This is a genomic window from Afipia sp. GW821-FHT04G03, assembly GCF_059419985.1.
Genome location: NZ_JBWKSV010000003.1, coordinates 123,935 through 148,381, shown reverse-complemented (window position 1 = coordinate 148,381; position 24,447 = coordinate 123,935). Strand labels below are relative to the sequence as shown.

The window sequence follows — 24,447 nt, the reverse complement described above, 5'->3', positions numbered from 1 at the left end:
CGCCTCGATCAATACAGGAGTATCCGATGATCCAGTGCCGCGCTTGCGGCGAGCCGGTGGAAAGCTTCATGTCCTTTGGACAGCAGCCGATCGCCAATCGCTTTATTCCAAAGGACAAAACCAAGTCGGAATATTTCTTCCAGATGGACGTAGGTGTCTGCCCGAAATGCACGCTGTTCCAGCTGATCGAACAGCCCGCGCCGGATATGATGTTTCACGAGAATTACACGTTCTTCTCGCAGTCTTCCAAAGGCATGCAGGTTCACTTCGAGGCCTATGCGAATTTTGTGAAAGAGCGCTACCTTGAGGGCGACGATCCCTTCGTCGTGGAGATGGGGTCCAATGATGGCATCATGCTGCGCCATTTCATGCGCGCGGGCATACGTCATTTGGGGGTTGAGCCATCCGGCAATGTCGCTGCGCGGGCGCGTGAAGCCGGCGTCAATACGATCAGCGTTTTCTTCGGGCCGGACACGGCTGCCGAGATTGCCGCGAAAAATGGCAAAGCCGATGCGATTCTGGCCGCGAACGTGATGTGCCATATTCCGGATCTGAACGGCGTGGCACGTGGCGCCGCAGCCTTGCTCAAGCCGAACGGCGTTCTGATTTTCGAGGATCCTTATCTCGGTGACGTGCTGGAAAAAACTTCATACGACCAGATTTACGACGAGCACGTATTCCTGTTCTCGGCGATGTCGGTTCGCAATGCTTTTGCGTCCCACGGTTTTGAACTTATCGATTGTATTCCCCAGCCGACGCATGGCGGCTCGATGCGCTATGTACTCGCGCGCAAAGGTGAGCGCCCGGTATCGGCGTCGGTGACGCAGTGGATAGTCAAGGAAGAGAGGCAAGGTCTCGGCAAGCCGGAGGCTTATGCTGCATTCGCGCGCGCATGCGAAAAGTCACGCGGCGACCTGGTTGCGCTGCTGAAGGATTTGAAGGCCAAGGGCCATAGAGTCGCCGGCTATGCGGCGACTTCGAAAAGTACGACCGTTCTCAATTACTGCAAGATCGGGCCGGACCTGATCGCCTTCATCAGCGACACGACGCCCGAGAAGCAGGGCAAGGTGTCGCCGGGCATGCACATTCCAGTCGTGGCTTATAAGGAATTTGAAGCCGGCCCGCCGGACTACGCTGTATTGTTCGCCTGGAATCACCGCAACGAGATCATGGCGAAGGAAACCGGTTACATGACCCGCGGCGGCAAATGGATTCGGTTCGTTCCCGACGTTGCCGTCGAATAGCCCCGGACAAGACTCCACACATGCAACAACTTGCTTTCGCCAATCCCGCCGCGCAACTTTCGGCGCATCGCGCCGCCATTGATGCGGCGATAGCCGCCGTGTTCGAGAGCGGCCATTACATTCAGGGGAGGGCTCATGACGCGTTCGAGCAGGCGTTCGCTGCCTATATCGGCGTTAAGGATGCTGTCGGCTGCGGCAATGGCACAGACGCGCTCGTTCTTGCACTGCGCGCGGGCGGTGTGGGTCACGGCGACAAGGTGGTTGCGCCTGCGCATACCGCATCAGCGACTATTTCTGCCATACGGCTGACGGGCGCCACGCCAGTTTTTGTTGATGTCGATCAGGCGACCGCGCTGATGACTCCGTCCATTGTCGAGGGGGCGCTGACGTCGGAAGTAAAAGCCGTGGTGCTGGTGCATCTCTACGGCAACCCGGCGGATGCGCATGCGATGCGCAAACTGTGCGACATGCGCGGCATATTCCTTGTTGAGGATTGTGCTCAGGCCACCGGAGCGGTCTGCCGGGAGCAGCGTGTCGGCGCGATCGGCCACGTCGGCACCTTTAGCTTTTTTCCCACCAAAAATCTCGGCGCGATCGGTGATGGCGGCATGGTCACCACCCAGGATCCCGCGATTGCCGGCAAGCTCCGCGCCCTGCGGACTTACGGCTGGGACAAGGACCGGCTTTGTCAGGTCGACGGCATGAATAGTCGTCTTGATGAATTGCAGGCGGCTATCCTTGGCGTCAAGCTGCCGTTTCTCGACAGGGACAATGCGCGCCGTCGCGCGATTGCCGATCGCTACAACAGCGGCCTTCGTGATCTTGCCCTTGATCTGCCACAGGCGACCGCCAATGGTGCGCACGTCTATCATCTCTACGTCATCGCGCTCGACGCGCGCGACGAGATGCAGGCCCATCTGAAGAATCACGGCATTATCGCCGGCATTCACTATCAGGTTCCTAACCACTTGCACCCGGTGTTCAAGTCGTATGCGGCGGCGGGCTTGCCTGTTACTGAACGGCTGTCGCGCCGCATTCTGTCGCTGCCGATCTATCCGGAATTGTCCGACGCCGAAGCGGATCGCGTGGTGGATGTGGTTCGAGATTATGGGCGCCGCTAGAGCAGCGACCATGACCGTTGCCGCGCCGCGTGACGATCTCACGATTATCCTCACATTAAAGGGGCGTGAGGACTATACGCCGCGCTGGCTCGACTATCATAACCGCGCCGGGTTGCCTTGGCCTGTGATCGTCGGCGACGGTGCCCCGTCTGACGCGAACGAAGCTCTGTTCAAGCAGGTGCCGCAGCTGAGAGCAAATTACCGGCGATACGCGGACAGTGATCTGATGTCCTTCTATCGCAAGCTTTACGATCTCGTGGCTGCGGTACCGACGCCCTACGTCATGTTGTCGGACAATGACGATTTTGTCCTGCCGTCCGGCGTTTCACGCAGCATTCGGTTTCTTGACGCGAATCCGGATTATGTGAGTTGCAGCGGCGCGATCCTGGGAGTGTACATCACGGATTCCGATTTCGCGGAGAAAGACCGGATTTTTGGCGGTGTGCCGTACAAACTGCGTTCGATCTATAATATTCCCGTCTCGAACGAGACGGATGCTGAAGCGCGCACCATAGGTCTGCTGTATGACTACACCCCAACGTGGTACGCGGTGCATCGACGCGATGCGTTGCTCAAGGCATTTTCCGACCTTGTGGACCGAAAAATCTCCGATGTTACGGTGATGGAACTGCTGGTTGCCGCTGAACTTGCTGCTATCGGCCGGCAAAAAATTGACTTCAGTTATGCGAGCTATTTGCGTCAACTCAATTCGTCGCAAGGCAGCGGCGCTTCCGGTGGCCTTTTGGCCGACCCTCTCTCTCCATCGGTTGAGCGCGACATCGATGCCATGGCAGCTTCACTTGTTGCGGTCATCGGGGGCAAGACGAATGACGACACGGCAAAGCGGATTCGCGCAGCCATCAGGGGTTATCGCAAGAAGTGGATGAGGCCCCGGGTTTCGTTCGGCCTGCGTCTCGATCGCTTCATTGGCCGCTATCTTCACACACTCCGGGCGAAAGTGCCGGGATTGCGCCCATTGTTTTCTCACTTCGAAAAGCGCAAGGTTTTCGGTGACATGCGTGCGAATGGCGCCACCGATTCATCGATTTCCGAATTACAAGACGAACTGGAATTGGCGTGGCGTTGCGCCGGCCATCGTGGCCCCGAGACTGTCCCCAATGCGGCTCTGCCGCGAGACCGCTGAGGAATCTGGATGACAAGTGCAGGTACGGATAAACTGAGTCGAGCGCGCGTCCTGGTTACCGGCGCCGATGGATTCATCGGCTCACATCTGACTGAGTTGTTGATCTCGCGCGGCGTCGCGACGCGCGCTTTCGTGCAATACAATTCTATCGGCTCGTGGGGCTGGCTCGATTCGTTGCCGGCGAGGTCGCGCAGCGAACTGGACGTCGTTGCCGGAGACATCCGCGACCGTACGAGCGTTCGCAATGCGATGAAAGGTTGCGACGTCGTCCTGCATCTGGCGGCGCTGATCTCGATTCCTTATTCCTACGTGGCGCCGCAGAGTTACGTTGAAACCAACATTTCCGGAACGCTTAACGTGCTGGAAGCTGCGCGTGATCTCTCCGTGTCACGTGTGGTGCAGACCTCGACCAGCGAGGTCTACGGCTCCGCCCAGTTCGTGCCGATCACAGAAGATCATCCACTCCAGGGCCAGTCGCCTTACGCGGCGACAAAAATAGGCTCGGACCAGTTAGCTCTGTCGTACTTTCGCTCGTTCGATACGCCGGTGACGGTGTTGCGGCCGTTCAATACATATGGCCCGCGCCAATCGACACGCGCAGTGATCCCGTCAATCATTCTCCAGATCGTGTCCGGCCGTACGGAAATCGAACTCGGGAATCTCACCGCGACCCGCGATTTCACACTCGCGACAGATACGGCCGAAGGCTTCATTCAAGCAGCGAGTTGCGATGACTGTCTTGGCGAAGTGGTCAACATCGGCAGCGGTTTCGAAATCTCGATCGGCGACCTGACAAATCTGATCGGGCGAACGATGGGTAAAAACATCGTCGTCAAGCAGAGCGACAAGCGTCTGCGGCCAGCCAAGAGCGAGGTGGATCGCTTGTTTGCCGGAGTCGACAAGGCGCGCCGCCTGTTCAATTGGGCGCCCGCGCACGGTGGCATCGACGGATTCCAGAAGGGCATCGAGAAGACCGCAGCGTGGTTTTCGGATCCCGCTAATCTCGTTCACTACGCGGATGATAAATTCAATGTTTAGTGCTCGCGCGCTGTTGGTCATTCTGCAATGAGCCAGATTAGCTCTATTCTTGGCGCTATTCGGCAGGTGGTTGGCCCGAGGAGCGCGCAGGTATCTGCGTTGCCGTTGCATGAACCTTTGTTCGGCAAGCGCGAGCAGGACGCGGTTGCTGCTTGTGTGGCTTCGGGTTGGACCTCGACTGCGGGACGGCAAGTAACCGACTTCGAGGGTCTGCTGGCGGAAAAGCTCGGCGTGGCCCACGTCGTGGCCTGCGTCAACGGATCGTCGGCGCTTCATGTCGCCCTGATGCTGGCCGGTGTACAGCCCGGCGACGAGGTGATCGTCCCAGCGGTGTCATTCGCCGCGACGGCCAACGCCGTAAAATACTGCGGGGCATGGCCACTGTTCGTCGATGTCAGTCCGGACGACTTCGGCGTAGACCCCGATGATCTGGACAAATACCTTGCAGAATTCTCCCACCGCCGCGACGGCCGGCTGTACAACCGCGCGACCGACCGTCCGATATCGTGCCTTCTGCCGATGCATTGCTTTGGATACATCTGCAAGATCGATAGACTAACAGACGTTGCGGCAAAATACGGGCTGACATTGGTCGAAGATGCAGCAGAAGCGATCGGTAGTCGCGTCGGCGCACGCTCGGCGGGTTCTTTCGGCATGGTGGGTGCCTTAAGTTTCAACGGCAACAAGATCGTTACGACTGGCGGCGGCGGCGCCGTCGTTACTAACGACAAGCAACTGGCGGCACGTGCGCGCCATATCACGACTAACGCGAAGGTGTCGCATCCGTGGCGCTTTCATCACGATATGCTAGGCTACAACTACCGGATGCCGAGCTTGAACGCCGCGCTCGGCATTGCCCAGTTAGAGCGCCTGGACACTATTGTCGCACGCAAGACCCGCTTGCATGACTACTACGCGAGGGCCTTCGAAGCTGTTGACGGCGTGCGGTTGTTGGGCGCTCGAGCTGGCACGCAGCCGAACCACTGGCTGAATACGATCATCATCGGCGAGCCAGAGTCTTCCATCGATGTCCTGCTGGCGGCTGCTCATGCCGACGGCCTGTTAATGCGCCCGGTTTGGGATTTGCTGCCGACATTGCCTTATTTTGCCGATTGCGTTTCGGCGCCGCTTCCGAATGCGAAGTGGTTGGTCGAGCGCACGGTCAATTTACCGAGTTCGGAATCTCTCGGAGTATCCTTGAAGTGAAGCGTCGCATCGCCGTCGTGACCGGGGGGCGAGCCGAATATGGACTGCTGGCGCCGCTATTGCGGCGTCTTGCGGAAATGCCCGGCATCGAGCTGCAATTGATCGTTTGCGCGGCGCATCTGGCGAGTGAATTCGGCTCGACAAAAAATGCGATTGTGGCCGATGGCTACCGGATTGATGCGGAAGTCGAGATGCTGGTCGCAGGCGATAGTCCCGCAGCGATGGCAAAATCGCTGGGCCTTGGGTGTATTGGTTTTGCCGATGCATTCGAGCGGCTCGCACCCGATGTACTCGTTGTCCTCGGAGACCGCTTCGAGATTTTGGCGGCCGTGCAAACGGCATTGCTGTTGCGCATACCCGTCGCGCACCTCCATGGCGGCGAATTAACCGAGGGTGCTGTTGACGATTCGATGCGTCATGCCATTACAAAGATGTCGCACCTGCATTTTACCGCCGCCGAGGAATATGCCCGGCGCGTGATCCAGATGGGCGAACAGCCGGACCGCGTATTCAATGTGGGTGCGATCGGCCTTGATACGGTGCGTGCTCTGGAGCCGATGTCGCGGCACGAGCTTGAGGCTGAATTCAAGTTGCCGGCCGGCCGCCGCATCATTCTGGCAACGCTGCATCCCGAAACGTTGTCGCTCCGCAGTCCGCAGCAGCAAATCCGGCCGCTTCTTAATGTGCTCACCCGGCGGCACGACTACACCGTCGTCATGACGTATCCGAACGCGGACTTCGGAGGGCGGGCGATGATCGCGGAGATTGAAGAGTTCGCGCGCAGCCATTCTCATGTTGTCGCGATAGCCAGTTTCGGTCAGCGCGGCTATCTCAGCGCGATGGCCGCCGCTGACGTCGTTATGGGAAATTCATCGAGTGGCATCATCGAGGCTCCGTCATTGGGTGTCGCGGTCGTCAATATCGGCGATCGGCAAAAGGGCAGGCTACGTGCGCCGTCGGTGATTGACTGCGTTAGCGAGGAAGCGGCTATTGAGCGTGCTTTGGAAACGGCGCTTTCGCCGCAATTCCTCGAGCGCGCAAAAATCCGTGCGAATCCATATGGCGATGGACATGCCGCCTCGAAGATCGTCGATGTCTTATGTGGATTCCCGCTGGATCGATTGTTGCAGAAGGCGTTTTATTCTGAGCCTTCGAATAGCCCTGTTCGAGCTGTGAAGGTGGACGCGCCATGGTGAGTAATCGTGTGGCGAGTGACCGCGTGTTCGTCATCGCCGAAGGTGGGGTCAATCACAACGGCTCGCTCCCGCGCGCACTGCACATGGTGGCGGCTGCCGCTGAAGCTGGTGCCGATGCGGTCAAATTCCAGACCTTCCGCGCCGACAAGCTGGTGACGCAAGACGCGACCAAGACGCCATACCAGAAGCAAGCCATTGGTGCCGAAGGTTCTCAGCATGAGATGCTCAAGGCGCTCGAACTCGACGAGGCGGCGCATCGCGTTCTGGCGCGAGCCTGTGCCGATGCCAGCATCGAGTTTATGTCGACTGCATTTGATGCTGAAAGTCTTGCGTTTCTGATCGATGAAGTCGGCATCAAGCGTATCAAGATTCCATCCGGCGAAATCACCAATCCGCAGTTGTTGCTCGCAGCGGGGGGCAGCGGTCTTCCCATCCTGCTTTCTACAGGGATGGCTTCCATCGAAGAGGTCGAAGTCGCGCTTGGTCTTATTGCGTTTGCTGTCGATGCCAAAGGCGAGACGCTGGGTCGCGCAGCTCTTGATCCGGCATGGCAGAGGCAAAAGCTGGCGTTGCGGCAATACGTTTGCATCCTCCAATGCACCACTGCTTATCCGGCGCCGGTGGACGATATCAATCTACGGGTAATGGACACCTTTGCTCAGCGGTTCGGGCTTCCAGTCGGCTTTTCCGATCATTCGTTGGGCACGGCGATTGCAGTAGCGGCGGTGGGACGAGGCGCAACAGTTATCGAAAAGCACTTTACGCTCGATAAGACGCTGTCCGGCCCCGATCACGGTGCCTCTCTCGACGTTGTCGAACTGACACGTTTGATCGCCGATATTCGTACTGTCGAAAACGCGTTGGGAGCAGGTGCGAAGGGTCCGCAGCCCTCAGAGCTGGAAAATATTGCTCTGGCGCGCCGCGGCATTTATGCAGCGCGCGATATCGCGGCCGGAGAGACGTTGACGGAAGGGGACATCGTCTTGCTGCGCCCGGAGACGGCGCTGTCGCCGATGGCGTTGTGGGACAGAATCGGCAGGCCGGTCAAGCGTGTCTATCGCCGGTTTGAACCGCTGGATCCGTGACGCGATGCGACCTCTCGTAATCATAGGCGGCGGCGGTCACGCCGCAGTACTGGCGGAGACGGCGCGGGCGGCCGGGTTTGCGATTGCCGGCTACACTGCACCTGAGGCCAGCCAACGGAATATTGGACCCTATCTTGGACATGACACGGGTCTCGGAAGCCGCTATGCGCCGGCGCAGATTGACCTCGTAATTGGTATCGGATCGATTGCTCCGACGCAGCAGCGCGGTGATCTCTATAGAACTTTCATTGAACGCGGCTATAGGTTCGCCACCGTTATTCATCCAAGCGCCACTATCGCCGGATCAGCGAAAATTGGACGCGGCGTGCAGGTGATGGCGGGGTGCATCCTTCAAACCAACGTGGTGATCGCCGACAACGTCATTATCAATACGCGAGCGTCGATCGATCACGACAGCGTCGTCGGTGCCCACGCTCACATCGCGCCTGGCGCGATTCTCTGCGGTGGTGTGACCGTCGGCGAGTGTGCGCATGTGGGCCCCGGAGCCGTGCTCATTCAAAACTGTAGTGTGCCGTACAAGGGCTTCGTTCGTGCCGGAGAAGTAGTCAGTCATGCTTGATATCAACAAGATCTGCGTTCTACCGGACGTTGCGCTGCGCAGGGCGACGGAGCTTCTCGATGAAAGCGGGCGGCAGATCATTCTGATTGTAGATGAGGGCAGACGGTTGATCGGAACCTTCACCGACGGTGATTTGCGCCGCGCCTTGCTTAGCGGCGCGACGCTGGAGGATTCTATACGGAGCTTTTACAATCCTCATCCGACCTCGGCGCCTGCGAGCAGCGGGCGCAGCCAGGCGGTTGCGTTGATGCGCGAGAAAGGTATCGACCAAATCCCCCTGGTTGACGAGAGAGGTTGCGTCGTCGGAATCGAGTCGATCAACCCTGCGCGTACCGGGATCAAGATCGATTATCCTGTTGTCATCATGGCGGGTGGTCGTGGCAAGCGGCTTCATCCGATTACCGAGACAATACCGAAGGCGCTGGTGTCGGTTGGCGACAAACCTATTCTCGAACACATCCTCGAGCGCATGGTGACGCAGGGATTCCAGAACTTCACGTTCGCCATCAATCATATGGGCGAGATGATTGAAGATTATTTCGGTGACGGAAGCCGCTGGAACGTCAAGATTGAATATTTGCGCGAACCAAAGCGGCTTGGCACCGCGGGTGCGCTGAGCCTCATGTCGTCTCTGCCGACCACACCGTTCATTGTGACGAACTGCGATGTCCTGACCACGACAAGTTTTCAGGATATGCTCGAATACCATCTCAATCACGGAGCCGCAGCGACCGTCGGCGTTCGTGAGTTCAGCTACCAGGTGCCCTACGGGGTCATCGATCTTGCCGGCACGCAGTTGATGCGAATATCGGAGAAGCCCGAGCATACGTGGCTGATCAACGCGGGAATCTACGTGCTTGATCCCTCCATCATCGCCGAAATCCCGAAGGGTGAGTTTTTCGATATGACCGATCTCCTGGCGGTGATGGTCAAGAAATCGATGCCGATTTCGACCTATATGATCCGCCGCTACTGGATCGATATAGGCGTGCCGCAGGATCTCGATCTGGCGCGCCAGCAAATTCAGACCGCAATTTGACCGCGCAAATGACCGCAACGAGAAGGGATGTGCTTGTTGTGGGGCAAGGCTCCATCGGCAAGCGGCATCGAGATATCGTGCAATCTCTAGGGCATCATCCGGTGACGGTCAGCCGGCGCGCGGATGTTGGGCAGTTTGCCTCAATCGCCGCGGCGCTGGCAGCATATCGCGCCGATGTAGCGGTCATCGCAACCGAGACAGCGCGGCATGCGGACGATTTGTCTGAGCTCGCACGGTTGGATTTCGAGGGCCGTGTTCTGGTTGACAAGCCCCTGGTGGCGCGAGTTGAGGATCTTGCGACGGCGCGGCCGAAAGGCCCGATCTTCGTCGGATACAACCTGAGATTTCTGCCTGTTGTTATGGAATTGCTAAATAGGCTGAAAGCAGCTTCCGAGCCATGTATCGCTGCGCAAATTCATGTTGGACAGCGATACGATAGCTGGCGTCCCGGCCGCGCGCCTGCGTCGATCTACTCGGCACATAGCAGTATGGGCGGTGGTATCCTTCGTGATCTTTCACATGAACTCGACCTTGCCGTGATGTTGTTTGGAGAGGTGACGCAGGTGGCCGCAATCGGCGGGCGTTACACGACGCAGACCGTGGACAGCGACGATGCGTGGTCTATTCTGGCTGCCTGTGACCGATGCCCGCAAGTGACGCTCACGCTTAATGGAATTGACCCCGAGCCCTCCAGGTTTATCGCGATTACGACGGCAACTCGGCGCTATCGCGCAGACCTTATCGACGGAAGCCTTACTTGTGACGGCAAACATTACGACTTCAAGACCGCGGCAAACGAAAGTTATCGTCGAATGTGGCAGGCCGTTCTTGGCGAGAACGATGGAGCGCTCTGTGACTGGAAGGAAGGGGCGGCGATCATCCAGTTGCTTGCCGCCATAGAGACGGCGAGCTTGGATCGGCGCTGGATAGCTCTGGCGGAAAAATGACAGCTGACATCAGACTCTGCACCATCTGCGCACGCGGCGGATCGAAAGGCGTGGTTGGCAAAAATGTGCGATTGCTCGCAGGAATCCCGCTTATCGTGCATTCTATTCGTCAGGCGGCCGATTCCGGATTGTTCGCACACATTGCGGTCAGCAGCGACGATCCCGCCATTCTTGAGGTGGCTGGCCGCGGCGGTGCCGATATTCTGGTGAAGCGCCCGGACGAAATGGCGAGCGATACCGCGGCAAAGCCGCCAGCGATCCGCCACTGTGTTGATGAGGCGGAACGAGTGACCGGACGCGGTTTCAGCATCTTCGTCGACCTCGACGCGACGGCTCCGCTCCGCCACCCGGATGATATTCGCGGCGCGGTCGATCTGTTGACGAACAGCGGGGCTGACAATGTCATTACCGGAACTCCGGCGCGGCGATCGCCCTACTTCAACCTGGTAGAGCGATTGCCGGATGGAGCTGTCGTCTTGTCGAAGCCGTCGGCCATCGCGCGACGTCAGGACGCGCCATCTTGCTTTGACATGAACGCTTCTATCTATGCCTGGACGCGCGCATCCATGCTGGCTGGCCCTAAAGTGTTCACGGGAAATACCCGCCTTTACGTGATGCCGCCCGAGCGGAGCATCGACATTGATAGTGAGCTAGATTGGACGTTCGTCGAATTCTTGATGTCGCGACAGCAGGGAGTTTCGCTGTGATCCGTGAATTGTTTTCACTGCAAGGCAAGACAGCCTTGGTCACGGGTGCGGCAGGGATTCTCGGCCACACGTTCGCGGAAGCGCTGGCGGGAGCCGGTGCGCGCGTGGCGCTGATCGATATAGAGGCGCCGGCGAAGCTCGCAGCCGATCTGTGTACCCGATTCAGCCAACCGTCGGTTGCCTATTCATGTGATCTTCGAAAGCCCGAAACTTTTGCGCGGCTCGTTGCCGCCGTCGAGCGGGATCTGGGGCCGATTGATATCCTGCACAATAACGCTGCAACCAAGGGCCCCGATCTCGCGGAATTCTTCAGAGCTGATGAAGACTTCGACGTTGCGCTTTGGCGCGAAATCATGACGGTCAATCTTGATGCTATGTTTTTCCTGTCACGTCTGGTCGCACCGGGCATGGTGAAGCGGGGTGGTGGCAGCATCGTACTTACCGGCTCTATCTATGGCATTGTCGCGCCTGATCAGCGTATCTATGAAGGCTCATCCTATCAGGGACATCAGATCGGTTCGCCGGCGGTCTATTCGGCGTCGAAGGCGGGCGTGATTGGTTTGATGCGGCACATGGCATCAAAATGGGGGGCAGGTGGTGTGCGTGTAAATTGCCTGGTGCCCGGCGGCGTGCAGTCAGGCCAGAACGATGTATTCAACGCAAAATACTCGGCGCGGGTGCCTTTAGGGCGCATGGCGGAAGCGCAGGATCTTGTCGGGGCGCTGATTTTTCTGACATCCGACGCTTCCGCTTATGTCACGGGTCAAGTCCTTGCGGTCGACGGCGGGTTGACGGCGTGGTGACGATGCCGGACGCACGTTCGAATGCTTCGGCTCTGGGCGCTTTGTATGATCGCGTCTACGGGATGCTTTGCGGAAAGCATCCGGACTATCGGTTCTGGCATTTTCAGTATCTCTTTCTTGCCGAGACCCACGCTTGGCAGAAAGTGAAGACGCGCGAGTTGCAGGGGCACGTTCTTGATGTCGGTTGCGGCCGGCGGCCTTACGAAGCATGGACGAGCGAGGGCCGGGAAGGCGTGACGAAATACACTGGCCTCGATCTCGCGCCGGGGCCGGGCGTTGATATTCTGGTCGGTCCAAAAGATCGCTGGCCGCTGGAGGATGCTTCGGTCGACTCCATCGTCTTTACACAGGTGCTGGAACATGTCTCGGACCGGACGCATCTTTTGTCCGAAATGGCCCGCGTGTTGCGCCCCGGCGGCCAGATTCTCCTGACTGTTCCTTTTATATTCATGGCGCACGGGCTGCCGCACGACTATGCGCGATTTACGACCGATGGCGTTCGTTGTCTTTTCGAACCCGAGTATGAAGCGGTAGAGACCGTGCAGCTCGGTCGCGCAGGCGCTGTGATCGGCAACATGCTGCTCACCTTCATCGATACGTCGATGAACGCCAATCGCACGACAAGAATCGTGAAGGGGCTGCTGTTGCCGGTTTGGATTCCATTCTGTGCGCTGGTTAATGGTGCTGCGCGAATCATCGATGCTCTCGACCGGACAGGCGTTTATTACGCCAATGTCGGTATGACGGCCCGCCGCAAAGGGCCGCAATAGCGTGTTGCGAATTCTTACGCGAGGCTGGCGCGTCCTCGATCAATCGCTGAAGCGGCGGATACCGTGGATGCTTGCGTCGGTTATTTGGCTCTCGGTGCTCGAAACGCTCGGCATCTCGATGGTCTTGCCGGTCATTCTGCTCCTGGTCTCACCCGAAACGGTAGCGACGCGGCCGATCATCGGCGACGTCTACCGATTTCTTGGGTTCAGCACCCCACGCGACTTCCTCATCTTGCTGGTTGTCTTGATGATCGTTGCGCTGGTGATGAAGAACTTGATCAGCATCGCCATCTTCCGCTGGCAGTTCCAAACCATGCAGCGCGCCTCGGCGGATTTCGCCAACCGGCTGTTCGAGCAGTATCTTCGCATGCCGTATCTGGAATCGCTGAAACGCGACACCAGTTTTTTTGCGTATGTCGTGAACTCTCTGGGGAGCCAGGTTTCCTCCACATTTGTTTATCAAGTCATATTGATCGTATCGGAAGCGATGACGGTGGCGCTGCTTTTTGCGGTGCTGCTCTATGCAAATCCGGCTGCAGCGCTCTCCGCACTTGGAATTCTTTTGGCTGCCGGGCTCGCCATCTATCTGTTCACGGCGCGATACTTGAGCCGTATCAGCGCCGAGAGCCGCATCGCTGCGGAGCGTACCTTGCGTCTCGTCAATGAAACGTTCGGAAACCTCAAGGAAATCCGGGTCCTCGGCCGTGGCAAGCGGTTCCTTGAGAAGTACGAGGTGGAAACGGCGCTGCTCGCTCACAATCAGGCGAGCCAGATGCTCTATGCTACAAGCACGCGCTATCTCGTCGAGATTGCGATGCTGGCGGCTATCGCCTTGTTCGTCGGGGTCACTTTGACCGGCCGCGACGCAGCAGCGTCGATCGGTTTGATCAGCCTGTTTGGCGCTTCGACTTTGCGCATTCTTCCTTCGGTGTCGCGCATCCTGGCAGCGATGCAGTCACTTCGTACGCTGGAGGCACCGATCGATTTGGCGCGTGAAGAGCTTGATCATCTGGATGATTGGCAACTCGAAGCGCCGGCCTCGATTGATGCGCCGATTCCTGGAACAACCCGCGAACCCGTGCTACTTCGCCTTGAAGGCCTCAGCTTTCAATATCAGAATACAAAAGAAGAAGCCGTCTCGGGTATCAATCTGGAGATTCCGTACGGATCGTCGTTGGGCATCGTCGGATCGTCCGGATCGGGCAAGACGACGTTTTCGGATCTGGTCCTCGGCGTCATCACGCCGACCTCCGGCCGGATACTGGCGAACGGCCGCAACATCTACGACGATCTGATCTCATGGCGGCGGATGGTAGCGTATGTGCCGCAGCAAATAGGCTTTGTGTCCGGAACAATACGGTCGAACGTGGCGCTTGGCCTGCGCGACGATGAAATCGACGATGCCCGGGTCGCTTCGGTGCTGGAAATGGCGCAGCTGACGTCGCTGGTTTCGCGTTTGCCGCTTGGGATGCTTTCTCCTATTGGCGAGGCTGGAAAACTGCTCTCCGGCGGAGAGCGGCAGCGTTTGGGTATTGCCCGCGCACTCTATCAGAATGCCAGTCTGCTGGTGCTTGACGAAGCGACCTCGGCGCTCGATGTCGAAACCGAAGACCGCTTCATCAAGCTGCTGCAAAATCTGCGCGGCGTTTGCACGACGCTGATTGTTGCCCATCGGTTGCGCACAATCCGAAGCTGCGATCGCATCGCGCTGTTCGATGCCGGGAAGATGATCGCCGTCGATGAGTTCGAACGGCTCTCGGCGCAAGAGCCCCGCTTTATGCGCCTGGTGGAGCTTTCCAACTTGACGCCGCCGACCGATATTCAATGACGCCGCAGGCTGCATCTCATTCGCCGCGTGTCGTCGTGCGGCTGGAAGCCAGCGCCGGAGCGTTGCGTCCCGGAGAAGTTCGCTTGCTGCAACCGCTCGAAGTGGCGGCTGTTACGGTTGATGCCGTCGAATTGCCGCGCGTCGATGGTGACGTCGCGGAATTGGCCATCGAGTCGATTTTCGATCTTCATCGGAGTCTTGCCGACCGCAATGCCAGCAAGGCCTGGTGGTATTTGCCGGTTGCGGAGTGGCAGCCGAACATGTCGGAATTGCCCGCCGCGCTGGAACTGGCAGCACGTCTGGAAACGCTCGGCCGTAAAGCGCGGGGGCGGTTTGTGTTGACGGTGTCTTCACAGGTGACGGCGACTTATCTGAAGGAAAGATTTGGCGCGCATGCAGCTGTTGCGATCATTTCTGACCGCAAGTCGCAGCTCCATTGGGCTTTGCGGCGCGCGAAGGCGGCCATCCTTCGGTTGCTGAACGCCCTGGTCTGGCTGATCGAAAACGTGAGGCATGTTCGAAGCGTTCGGCGGATCCGAAGGGCCCCACCGATTCCGGGCCATGTCCATACGCTGTTCGTCAGCCGGATCGAAGCTGGATTTTTACCCCCGTCGGATGGCGTTTGGCGCGATGCCTATCTTGGACCGTTGCCGGCGGAAGGCCTGAAGCGAACAGGTTCAGTGGCGCTGATGCTGCGAAACGGTGGCGACCCCGCCGAGCAGGTCAAAGCTGCTGACGACTTCAAAGGATTTCCCGTCGCGTTCATATTTGAGTTTCTCTCTCTCGGCGATGTCTGGCACTGTCTCCGGCGTGCCTGGCGTTTTCGTCTCCACTCCGGAGCGACGCGCGATCCGCTGGCGCGTGCTGCCCTGATCGAATCCTACGGTCATGTTCGCGCGCTGGCGGATTGGTTTGTCGTTGAGCGCGCCATGCGGAATCTTCTCCGCACCGTCGCTCCGCGTCAGATCGTTTGCATGCAGGAAAACAGCAACTGGGAATTCGCGGTCGAAACGGCGGCCAATGAAACAAGTCCCAAACCGCGGACAGTTGGTTTCTTCCATTGCCCGGTGATACCTTCCGCTCAACGATATCGAACGCGCGCTGATGTGCTGCAACGCCGGCCGAACTTCGATCTGACCATCACACTGGGGAGCGCGATGCGAAGCGCGCTCCTGCGTCTCGGCGATTGGGCGCCAATTCTCTCGTCCCGGCAGTATGCGTTTCGCAACCCGAATATCGAAAAATGTCTCTCGCTCCCAGTTCGGGCTCCAAGTGCGCATCTGCGTTTGCTGGTGGTGCTGGGCGGAGCGTTCGACAACGGCCGGTTTCTGGATTGGGTGAAGTCGGCGACGAGCGCGGTCGAGAGCCTGACAATCGTCATAAAGCCTCATCCGTCCTTTGATCATCGGCCGGTGTTGGCGGCAGCCGGGATTGATCTTTCCGACCGGCGGTTTGTACTGTCGCCCCATAGCACCATGGACTTGGCGCTCGGCGAAGCGGACGTTCTTCTTTACAAGGGGACGACTGCGTGTTTCGCGGCATTGGCTGCGGGGGTACCGGTTATTCACGTCGGTGACGGTGGCATTGCCAGCGACGATGCACTGTTTGACGCTGGCGGTCTGTCGATCAGCGTCAGCGATCCGGACGATTTTGCAAGCGTGCTGTCGCAACTTCGTGCCCAAACTCTCCCAGCACGGCAAGCATGGGCGAAGGACGCGCGCGAATACGTGCGACAGTACTACGATCTATCGGTAGACAGCTGCGAAAAGGCTTTGGCGCAGCTATTTTCAACATCGTCACCTATTCTTTCAGGTGCCGGCGAGGTGGAGTTTCGCAATGGGTGAATTTGAAATATCCGGCCGAAAAATCGGTCTTGACCATCCTCCGCTGGTGATTGCCGAAGTCGGCATCAACCACGAAGGCGATGTCAACAAGGCGCTGGCCCTGGTGGATGCTGCCGCCGAGGCCGGTGCCGAGCTCATCAAATTTCAGTGCCATATCACCGAAAAAGAGATGATTGTCACCGACATGAAGCCCGGCGACATCAGCGATGAATCGCTTTGGGGCATCATCAAGCGTTGCGAATTGAATGCCGATGAAGAGCGCAGGGTGCAGGCACGCTGCCGCGAAAGGGGTTTGATTTATCTTTCCACGCCGTTTTCGCGCGAAGCGGCTGATCGCCTTCTCGATATGGATGTGCCGGGCTTCAAGATCGGCTCGGGGGAATGCAACAATCTCCCCCTGATCGATCATATTGCCCGTATGGGGCGACCGATGATCGTTTCGACCGGCATGAACGATCTGGCATCCGTCAAAGAAACGGTCGCGGTGATGCGCAAGCACAATACGCCGTTTGCGCTTCTGCACTGCACCAGCATGTATCCGACGCCTTACGAGAAAGTCAGGCTCGGCGGCATTGCCGATCTCATGAACGTATTCCCCGGTGTTCCGGTTGGTCTCTCCGACCATTCACACGGCAATTACACATGCTTTGGTGCCGTCGCCCTTGGGGCAAGCATATTGGAGAAGCATTTCACGATCTCGCGAACGTGGCCCGGACCGGACATCAGCATTTCGATCGAGCCTTCTGAACTGAACGATCTCGTCGAGGGATCCAAGGCGATCTGGCTGGCCAGGGGCGGTGGAAAGACGATTCTCGCTGAAGAAAAACCAGTGATCGACTTCGCCTATGCATCCGTCGTCACTGTTGCCTCGGTCAAAGCGGGTGAGACGCTGACCCGGGAAAATTTGTGGGTAAAACGGCCAGGCACGGGACCGATTCATGCCCGGCAATTCGAGGAATGCATCGGGCGGAAAGCAAGTCGTGATTTGCCGGAAGGTGCTCAGTTGTCCTGGGAGGACTTCAGCGCGTGAAGCGGCCTGTCGTCGTAACAGGGGCGTCCGGCTTCATCGGACGTCATCTGACTGCCTATCTGACCACACAGGATGTCTCTGTGATCGCGCTTTCCCGACGGGCTGTGGCCAGCAGCATTGGTTTTGAAGTCCAGCGGGTTTCCGATTATTCCGATTTTCAACCGCCGTCCGGCGCCGTGCTCGTTCATCTTGCCGAGCCGCCTCATATCGCGTCTGTCGATATCGAGGGCGATAGGCATATTTCTCGCATGGAAATGCAGGCCACGGCGCTCCTCGAACATGCATATGAGCGCGCTATATACGTGTCTTCGGCAGCTGTGTACGGCGATCGCAAGAATCTGCCGAGGCGTCCTGATGAAACCTCGAGCGAGGTCGAGAAAGTCTACGGGCAAGCGAAACTCGCCGTCGAAGCTCTTTTTCTCGAACGGAATGGCGTTGTCGCCCGGGCGACCAATATTTTTGGGCGCGGGATGTCATCGGGCACGATATTTAGCGACATTCTATCGCAACTCGGCGGATCGGACCCAATTGCCATCCGCGAAATGACGCCCGTGCGGGATTACTTGTGGGTTGAAGATGCGGCTGAGGCGCTGGGGGCTATGGCGTGCGGGACCGCGACAGGCATTTACAATCTAGCCAGCGGGCGCGGAATATCCTGTGAAAGCCTCGCGAAGCTGATACTTCGCCTCGACGGCCAACCGGGTAGGGAAGTTATTGGGCGTATGCCGCCGCGAGAGTCCGTGCTCCTTCTTGACATTTCATCGACCGTCCGTGATTTCGGATGGTCGTCGCAAACAACACTCGAAGCCGGAATACAGATGCTCTTGAACTCAGGTTGGAAATGACAAAGCGACGTATTGCAGTTTTTACGGGAAATCGCGCCGAATATGGCCTCCTGTATCCCTTGATCAAAATTCTGAACGATCGTGAGGATGTCGATTTCCATCTGCTGGTCTCCGGCGCGCACCTCGACCGCAATTTCGGGGGTACCCTTTCCGAAATCGAACGCGATGGCTTCAAGGTTGCGAGCGAAATCGTGATCAACATGGCTGAGGACAATCTGACCGCAACAGCCAATGCGATCGGAAGCGGCGTGTTGGCGATGGTCGATACGCTCGCGAAAATTCGTCCGGATATTCTGGTTGTCTATGCCGACCGCTTTGAAGGCTTCGCCGCTGTTGTCGCCGGCAGCCAGATGGGAATTCCCGTGGCGCATATCGAAGGCGGCGACGTAACCGAAGGCGGCGCTCTCGATGATTCCGTCCGGCATGCCATGACCAAGCTGTCACATTTGCACTTCACGACCAACGCGATGGCCTCAAATCGTATCCTTGCGATGGGTGAGGAGCGCTGGCGCGTCCACACGGTGGGTTTTGTCGATCTCGACCTGATTGAGCTTGGCCGCATCACATCCGCCGCCGAACTTGCGAAGCGTTACAACCTCGATTTGACCCGACCCATTGTCGTTTTCACGCAGCATTCCGTCGCGCTTGACGCGGAGCATGCCGTCGCGCAGATCGAACCGTCGCTGCGCGCGCTTGAGGAGATTGCTGTTCTCGGGGCGCAGGTGATCGTCACCTATCCGAACAACGATGCGGGCGGCCGCGCCATCATCGGCGCCATCGAAAAATGGAAGAAGGCCGGCCTTCCGAAGGACATTCAGATCTACCCGTCGCTTGGACAGCCGAATTATCACGGGCTGCTCGGGCTATCGCGTGACGCGAAATATCGCGTGGTGTGCGTCGGAAATTCATCTTCCGGTATCAAGGAAACCCCGGCCTTTGGTTGTCCGGGGGTCAATGTCGGAACGCGGCAGGATGGACGTCTGCGGGCAGAGAATGCGATCAACACCGGCTATGATTTCTCGGAAATTCTTGCGGCTATGAAAAAATCGCTGTTCGATGAGAGCTTCCGCGATCTCTGCCGTCATGTCGTCAATCCTTACGGCAGCGGAAACGTCGGTCAGAAGATCACAGATATTCTCATGACCGTCGATCTCGGCCCCAGTCTGTTGCGCAAGAAAACTCCCACTCTCGGGGAAGAGCGGGACGGATGGTATCGCTAGCTTGATACCGACCTTGCCTGGATAGAGCCTTGCTAAGGATTTCGTTTGTCATCGCTTCGCTGCGCTTCGGTGGGGCAGAGCGGGTTGCCGTTCTGCTGGCCAATGCCTGGAGTCGTCAGGGGCATGCTGTTTCAGTCATCACGCTCGAGAAGCCCGGCGTCGCTCCGGCCTATCCGCTTCTCCCGGCCGTCGACCTCATTCCGCTCGATCTGACCGCCGCGAGCGGCGGTTTTGCAAGTGCGCTCGGTAACAATTTGACCCGTATCCGGTCGCTGCGCCGATGTCTGCGCGAGCTTCGGCCGGATGTGACTGTTTCATTCGTGACGGAGACGAATGTGCTCGCGATCTTGGCGGGGCTGGGCACCAGGCAGCCGATCGTCGTGTCCGAACGCGTTCATCCGGCGCATCATCCACTTGCGCAACTATGGGCGCGCCTGCGTCAATTGACCTACGGAAAGGCTGCCGCAGTTGTCGTCCAGAGCGGTGACATTGCGCAATGGATGACAGAACGCGTTGGCGTAGCGTCACGGGTCATTGCAAACCCCGTCGATCTTGCAAGGTTCCATCCCGGCGCGAGAACGGCAAAGATTCTTGGACAGAGAAAGCAGCTTCTGGCTGTCGGCCGACTTACGCCGCAAAAGGGATTCGATATTCTGATTGAAGCGTTCGCTCTCGCCGCAGCCGCTATCCCGGAGTGGGATCTGTCGATCTACGGAGACGGTCCGATGAAGGTCGAACTCGAGAACAAGATTGCGGCCTACGGCTTGAAAGACCGCGTCTTTCTCATGGCGTCGGTGAGTGACATCGTTGCGGTCTATCGTTCGGCGGATGCATTTGTTCATCCCGCTCGCTATGAGGGTTATCCCAATGTCATTCTGGAGGCTTTGGCGTCCGGCTTGCCTGTGATCGCAGCCAATTCCGAGGAATCGATCCGCGAACTTCTTGGAGATGGCGAATACGGCGTATTGTGCGAACCTGAGAATCCTCGCTCGCTCGCCGGGGCGCTTTCGAAAACGCTCGCGGACAGCGAACGGCTCACGACACTCGGCATGTCCGCACCTCAGGCGGTCGCCGCCAACAGCGTCGATCAAATATCCGCGCAGTGGATCGATCTTTTCCGCGAAATCGTCAGGCAATAGGATTTTTCGGACTTTCTTTTTCGCATCAGTCGGGCGTGCAGGCGTGATACTTCATGGTTTGACAGGCCGCGCGCCTGATATTGCGCAAAGGACATTGCATGTGGTCGCATTCTGAAGACCTGAAACTGACGGCGGCGTTTGTCGATCGGGCCATCGCCGACATTGCGAAGCTCTCGAACAGGCAGCCCGTCAAGACGCTGGATTTCGGATGCGGTGAGGACAAACTGACGGCTGCCCTTCCTGATCTCGGATACGACTCATACGGATGCGACGTATTCCCCTCGGATAAATTCTCCAGTTCCGGCCGCCTTCGCCAGATCATCAAGTCTTCCTATCGATTGCCGGAAGCTGCCTTTTCGGCGATTGTCGGGATAGATTTCGAGGGAATTCAGGATGGGATTTCTCGTTCCGCGAAAAGGCGCCGACGCTTCCAATGGTGTTGCTTCCTGAGTTTCAGGGAGCGTGTGACTTATCGTGGGCCTTCCGTTGTCCTCGTCGAATTCGTGAGAATGTAAACGTTGCAGGATATTTTCTTTGTCATCGGTGAACTCGGTATTGGCGGGACGGAAAGACATCTGTCAAACGTCGCGCGTGCACTGAAACGAAAGGGGTGGGGCGTCTCGATCTACAGTCTCGCCGGCGATGGCCCGATGCGGCAGGATCTGGAGGCGGCGGGCGTAAAGGTCCTCCTTCCGCCGGTTGATCGGACTGCGGTCGCGAATGTTCTTCCGGTAAGGGCCCTGCGTCTCGTGCTCGTCGGAGTGCACCTAACTTACATGATGCTTCGCGTCCGCCCGCGGATCGGTCATTTTTTCCTGCCCGCGGCTTATCTGATCGGCGCAACTGCGGCGACGCTCGCCTGTGTGAAGGTCAAGATCATGAGCCGCCGCAGTCTCAGCTTCTATCAGAAGGCATATCCCGGCGTGCGGCGGATGGAGATGATCTTTCACCGCAGGATGAATGCGATCCTCGGAAATTCACGGGCGGTGGTCCATCAGCTGCGGGATGACGAAAAGGTTCCTCTCGACAAGTTGGGCCTTATCTACAATGGCATTGATATGCCGGCGGCGGGCAAGACGGACAGAGCAAAGGTGCGCGCCTCGCTGGGGATCGATGACGGGACGCTGGTCCTTACCATTGTTGCCAACCTCATCGGCTACAAGGGCCATCTCGATCTGATCGCAGCCCTCGGAATCGCGCATGAAAAAATAGGCGGGCCTTGGCAGGTTCTGATCGTTGGCCGCGACGATGGCCCGGGGGCTGATATCGAGGCGGCGGCCAGTGAATTGCGCATCGATGGCCACGTATCGATGCTAGGGCAACGTACCGACGTCGCGGATTTGTTGTCAGCATCGGATATTGGATTGCTTTGTTCTCACGAAGAGGGATTCTCGAACGCCATTCTGGAAGGAATGGCGGCGGGACTTCCGATGGTCGTGACAGATGTCGGGGGAAATGCGGAAGCCGTGCTGGAAGGCGAGAATGGCTTCGTCGTTCCTTCACGCGATCCGGCGGCGCTTGCGGAAGCCATCGTGCGTCTTGCGCACGATCCGGCGTTGCGCGCGCGGCTGGGCGCAGCGGGCAGGAAGCGTATCGAAGAGCATTTCTCCTTGGATGCCTGCATTGAACGATACGAAGGTCTGTATCGCGGGCTTCTCGCGGGCCGGTTGCCTCGCGACATCCCCGGGGTGCGTGTCTGATCGTTTGATCGGCTTAGCCCCAGCGCGCACGCCATGCCTCGAACATCAGGACGTCCCAAAGCAAATACTGCCAGTTGCGTTGTTCCGACAGATGCTCACTCCAGTACCTGCGAACCAGCGCGACGTTGAAACAGCCGCTGTCCTGAAGGGACTTTTCGGAAAGCAGGTTTTCCGCCCAGTCCCGGAGCGGTCCGCGCAGCCATTCTCCGAGGGGAACGCCAAATCCCATTTTGGGGCGTTCGACAAGCTCTTTCGGCACATGACGATAGAGGACTTGACGGAGCAGCCACTTGGTTACGCCGTCGCGGATTTTGACGGATTGCGGCAGACGCCAGGCGAGTTCGACCACGCGGTGATCAAGTAACGGCACCCGCGCTTCCAGCCCAACCGCCATGCTGGTGCGGTCAACCTTGGTCAGGATGTCGTCCGGCAGATATGTCACGAGATCGAGATACTGCATCCGGTCGAGCAGGTTCGGAAACGCTTCGGTTACCGATTGATCCCAGAGCGCTCCGCGAGTCTCTTGAACGCCAGGCATCAGGCTGGCGGGATCCCAGTGACTGATGAGCCGCCGATAGACGGCGTTGCCGTCTTTGAGTCCCAGAACGGATGCCGCCTTGTGAATTTTATCGCCGGGCTGCGGCGGAAGCAGTTTCCGCGGCAAATCGCTTAGCAGCCGGTCCCATCGGTCCGCACTGAGCATCGTGACAGCAGAAGCGGCGGCTTTTCGCAGAGGCGCGGGCATCATCGAGAGCATCCGCCAGGACCGAGATGTCATTTGATACCTGTTATAGCCCGCGAACAGCTCGTCGCCGCCATCGCCGGAGAGTGCGACAGTGACGTGCTTGCGGGTCATGGCGGAGACAAGATAGGTCGGGATCTGGGACGAGTCGGCGAACGGCTCGTCGAACATCTCGGCAAGTTTCGGAACGACGTCGAGCGCCTCGCGGGGCGTTACCATGAGTTCGGTGTGATCGGTGCCGAGATGCCGCGCGATTGCTGCGGCATACGGCGCTTCGTTAAATCCCGCCTGCTCAAACCCGATCGAGAACGTCTTGACCGGGCCGGAATTCGCGGCCTTCATCAGGGCGACCACCGTCGATGAATCGATTCCGCCGGACAGGAACGCGCCGAGCGGCACGTCCGCCATCATCCGCTTGCCGATCGCATCGATCAGTAGGGTTTCGAGGCGATCGGTGAGCGCAGCATCGCTTTCGTCGAGCGGGTTCTGGATGCCGGTGAGCGCAACCTGCCTTGCGTCCCAGAATTTCTCTAGTTTCGGCTCGCCGCGCCATGGAAGCGTCAGGATCGTTCCCGGCTCCAGCTTATAGACGTCGTGATAGATCGTATGGGGCGCGGGCACGTAGTTGTGCCGCATAAATGAGGCCACCGCTTGGGTCTTGATGCGTGGGGTCCAGCCGGGATGCTGGCGCAATGCCTTCAGTTCCGACCCGAAGATGAAAAGTCCATCGAACCTGGCCCAATAGATCGGCTTGATGCCAAGTCTGTCCCGGACAAGCGAAAGCGTGCGGTCTTTTTTATCCCACACCGCGATCGCGAACATTCCGATCAGACGGGAAACTGTCGGGACGATGCCGCGTTCTGCGATCGATTCCAGAATAATTTCCGTATCCGAGTGGCCGCGAAAAACGTGGCCTGCGGCTTCCATTTCCGCGCGTAGTTCGTGGTGGCTGTAGACCTCGCCGTTGTAGCTGATGACGTAACGTCCATCGGCGGAGTGCATCGGCTGGTGGCCGGCGGGGGACAGGTCGACGATGGCCAGCCGCCGATGGACCAGCGCGATACCGACCGATGCATCGATCCATACATCGTGTCCATCCGGCCCGCGATGCTCGAGGCAAAGATCCATCGATCTTGCGATGTTCCCAAGCTCATCGGCTGACGACGATCTTGATAATTGGACGATGCCCGCGATGCCGCACATTTATACAATCAGTTCC

General features: G+C 58.3%; 22 protein-coding genes. 21 read left to right on the top strand and 1 reads right to left on the bottom strand.

The window, feature by feature from the left end; translation table 11 throughout:
• The first annotated feature begins 26 nt into the window (after positions 1 to 26).
• From AC07UB_RS15130 to AC07UB_RS15030, 21 genes are all read left to right on the top strand, one after another.
• Complete coding sequence (locus AC07UB_RS15130; protein WP_494654682.1) at positions 27 to 1,244, top strand: methyltransferase domain-containing protein; 1,218 nt, start codon at positions 27 to 29, stop codon at positions 1,242 to 1,244.
• On the top strand, positions 1,208 to 2,365 hold the full coding sequence (locus tag AC07UB_RS15125; RefSeq protein ID WP_494654684.1) for a DegT/DnrJ/EryC1/StrS family aminotransferase: 1,158 nt from the start codon (positions 1,208 to 1,210) through the stop codon (positions 2,363 to 2,365). The genes AC07UB_RS15130 and AC07UB_RS15125 overlap by 37 nt, the downstream gene beginning before the upstream one ends.
• A 10-nt stretch (positions 2,366 to 2,375) precedes the next feature.
• A complete protein-coding gene (locus AC07UB_RS15120) occupies positions 2,376 to 3,509 on the top strand; it encodes a TIGR00180 family glycosyltransferase (protein WP_494654686.1) in 1,134 nt (377 codons plus the stop codon).
• A gap of 9 nt (positions 3,510 to 3,518) precedes the next feature.
• Positions 3,519 to 4,547 (top strand): NAD-dependent 4,6-dehydratase LegB, encoded by a 1,029-nt coding sequence (locus AC07UB_RS15115; RefSeq protein WP_494654688.1) that lies wholly within the window; start codon positions 3,519 to 3,521, stop codon positions 4,545 to 4,547.
• A 27-nt stretch (positions 4,548 to 4,574) separates the two neighbouring features.
• Entirely contained in the window at positions 4,575 to 5,753 is a 1,179-nt protein-coding gene (locus AC07UB_RS15110; RefSeq protein WP_494654689.1) for a LegC family aminotransferase, read from the top strand.
• Entirely contained in the window at positions 5,750 to 6,949 is a 1,200-nt protein-coding gene (neuC, locus tag AC07UB_RS15105; RefSeq protein ID WP_494654691.1) for a UDP-N-acetylglucosamine 2-epimerase, read from the top strand. Before AC07UB_RS15110 ends, neuC (AC07UB_RS15105) begins: the two co-directional genes overlap by 4 nt.
• 23 nt (positions 6,950 to 6,972) lie before the next feature.
• Entirely contained in the window at positions 6,973 to 8,034 is a 1,062-nt protein-coding gene (neuB, locus tag AC07UB_RS15100; protein WP_494654693.1) for an N-acetylneuraminate synthase, read from the top strand.
• A complete protein-coding gene (locus AC07UB_RS15095) occupies positions 8,000 to 8,614 on the top strand; it encodes a NeuD/PglB/VioB family sugar acetyltransferase (RefSeq protein WP_494654695.1) in 615 nt (204 codons plus the stop codon). Before neuB ends, AC07UB_RS15095 begins: the two co-directional genes overlap by 35 nt.
• Positions 8,607 to 9,653 carry a nucleotidyltransferase family protein gene (locus AC07UB_RS15090; RefSeq protein WP_494654697.1) on the top strand — a complete coding sequence of 349 codons (1,047 nt, stop codon included), beginning with the start codon at positions 8,607 to 8,609 and terminating at the stop codon, positions 9,651 to 9,653. Before AC07UB_RS15095 ends, AC07UB_RS15090 begins: the two co-directional genes overlap by 8 nt.
• Positions 9,654 to 9,661: 8 nt before the next feature.
• Positions 9,662 to 10,600 carry a Gfo/Idh/MocA family protein gene (locus AC07UB_RS15085; RefSeq protein ID WP_494654699.1) on the top strand — a complete coding sequence of 313 codons (939 nt, stop codon included), beginning with the start codon at positions 9,662 to 9,664 and terminating at the stop codon, positions 10,598 to 10,600.
• Positions 10,597 to 11,307, top strand: a complete 711-nt coding sequence (locus AC07UB_RS15080) for an acylneuraminate cytidylyltransferase family protein (protein WP_494654701.1) — start codon at positions 10,597 to 10,599, stop codon at positions 11,305 to 11,307. The genes AC07UB_RS15085 and AC07UB_RS15080 overlap by 4 nt, the downstream gene beginning before the upstream one ends.
• Positions 11,304 to 12,110 (top strand): SDR family oxidoreductase, encoded by an 807-nt coding sequence (locus AC07UB_RS15075; RefSeq protein WP_494654703.1) that lies wholly within the window; start codon positions 11,304 to 11,306, stop codon positions 12,108 to 12,110. Before AC07UB_RS15080 ends, AC07UB_RS15075 begins: the two co-directional genes overlap by 4 nt.
• Before the next feature lie 2 nt (positions 12,111 to 12,112).
• Positions 12,113 to 12,880 (top strand): class I SAM-dependent methyltransferase, encoded by a 768-nt coding sequence (locus tag AC07UB_RS15070; RefSeq protein WP_494654705.1) that lies wholly within the window; start codon positions 12,113 to 12,115, stop codon positions 12,878 to 12,880.
• A 94-nt stretch (positions 12,881 to 12,974) separates the two neighbouring features.
• Positions 12,975 to 14,708 (top strand): ABC transporter ATP-binding protein, encoded by a 1,734-nt coding sequence (locus tag AC07UB_RS15065; RefSeq protein ID WP_494654707.1) that lies wholly within the window; start codon positions 12,975 to 12,977, stop codon positions 14,706 to 14,708.
• An 83-nt stretch (positions 14,709 to 14,791) separates the two neighbouring features.
• The gene (locus AC07UB_RS15060; protein ID WP_494654709.1) at positions 14,792 to 16,552 is read left to right on the top strand and encodes a glycosyltransferase family protein; all 1,761 of its coding nucleotides are present in this window, start codon (positions 14,792 to 14,794) and stop codon (positions 16,550 to 16,552) included.
• Positions 16,545 to 17,582, top strand: a complete 1,038-nt coding sequence (locus AC07UB_RS15055) for an N-acetylneuraminate synthase family protein (RefSeq protein ID WP_494654711.1) — start codon at positions 16,545 to 16,547, stop codon at positions 17,580 to 17,582. Before AC07UB_RS15060 ends, AC07UB_RS15055 begins: the two co-directional genes overlap by 8 nt.
• Complete coding sequence (locus tag AC07UB_RS15050; protein ID WP_494654713.1) at positions 17,579 to 18,427, top strand: NAD-dependent epimerase/dehydratase family protein; 849 nt, start codon at positions 17,579 to 17,581, stop codon at positions 18,425 to 18,427. The genes AC07UB_RS15055 and AC07UB_RS15050 overlap by 4 nt, the downstream gene beginning before the upstream one ends.
• Entirely contained in the window at positions 18,424 to 19,647 is a 1,224-nt protein-coding gene (gene neuC / locus AC07UB_RS15045; protein ID WP_494654714.1) for a UDP-N-acetylglucosamine 2-epimerase, read from the top strand. Before AC07UB_RS15050 ends, neuC (AC07UB_RS15045) begins: the two co-directional genes overlap by 4 nt.
• Positions 19,648 to 19,676: 29 nt before the next feature.
• A complete protein-coding gene (locus AC07UB_RS15040) occupies positions 19,677 to 20,786 on the top strand; it encodes a glycosyltransferase family 4 protein (RefSeq protein WP_494654715.1) in 1,110 nt (369 codons plus the stop codon).
• Between the two features lie 98 nt (positions 20,787 to 20,884).
• A complete protein-coding gene (locus tag AC07UB_RS15035; protein ID WP_494654717.1) occupies positions 20,885 to 21,301 on the top strand; it encodes a hypothetical protein in 417 nt (138 codons plus the stop codon).
• A 3-nt stretch (positions 21,302 to 21,304) separates the two neighbouring features.
• Positions 21,305 to 22,486 carry a glycosyltransferase gene (locus tag AC07UB_RS15030; RefSeq protein ID WP_494654719.1) on the top strand — a complete coding sequence of 394 codons (1,182 nt, stop codon included), beginning with the start codon at positions 21,305 to 21,307 and terminating at the stop codon, positions 22,484 to 22,486.
• 13 nt (positions 22,487 to 22,499) lie between these two features.
• Here AC07UB_RS15030 and asnB read toward each other — a convergent pair whose 3' ends face one another.
• Positions 22,500 to 24,431, bottom strand: coding sequence for an asparagine synthase (glutamine-hydrolyzing) (asnB, locus tag AC07UB_RS15025; RefSeq protein WP_494654721.1), 1,932 nt, complete (start codon positions 24,429 to 24,431; stop codon positions 22,500 to 22,502).
• Positions 24,432 to 24,447 lie beyond the last annotated feature (16 nt).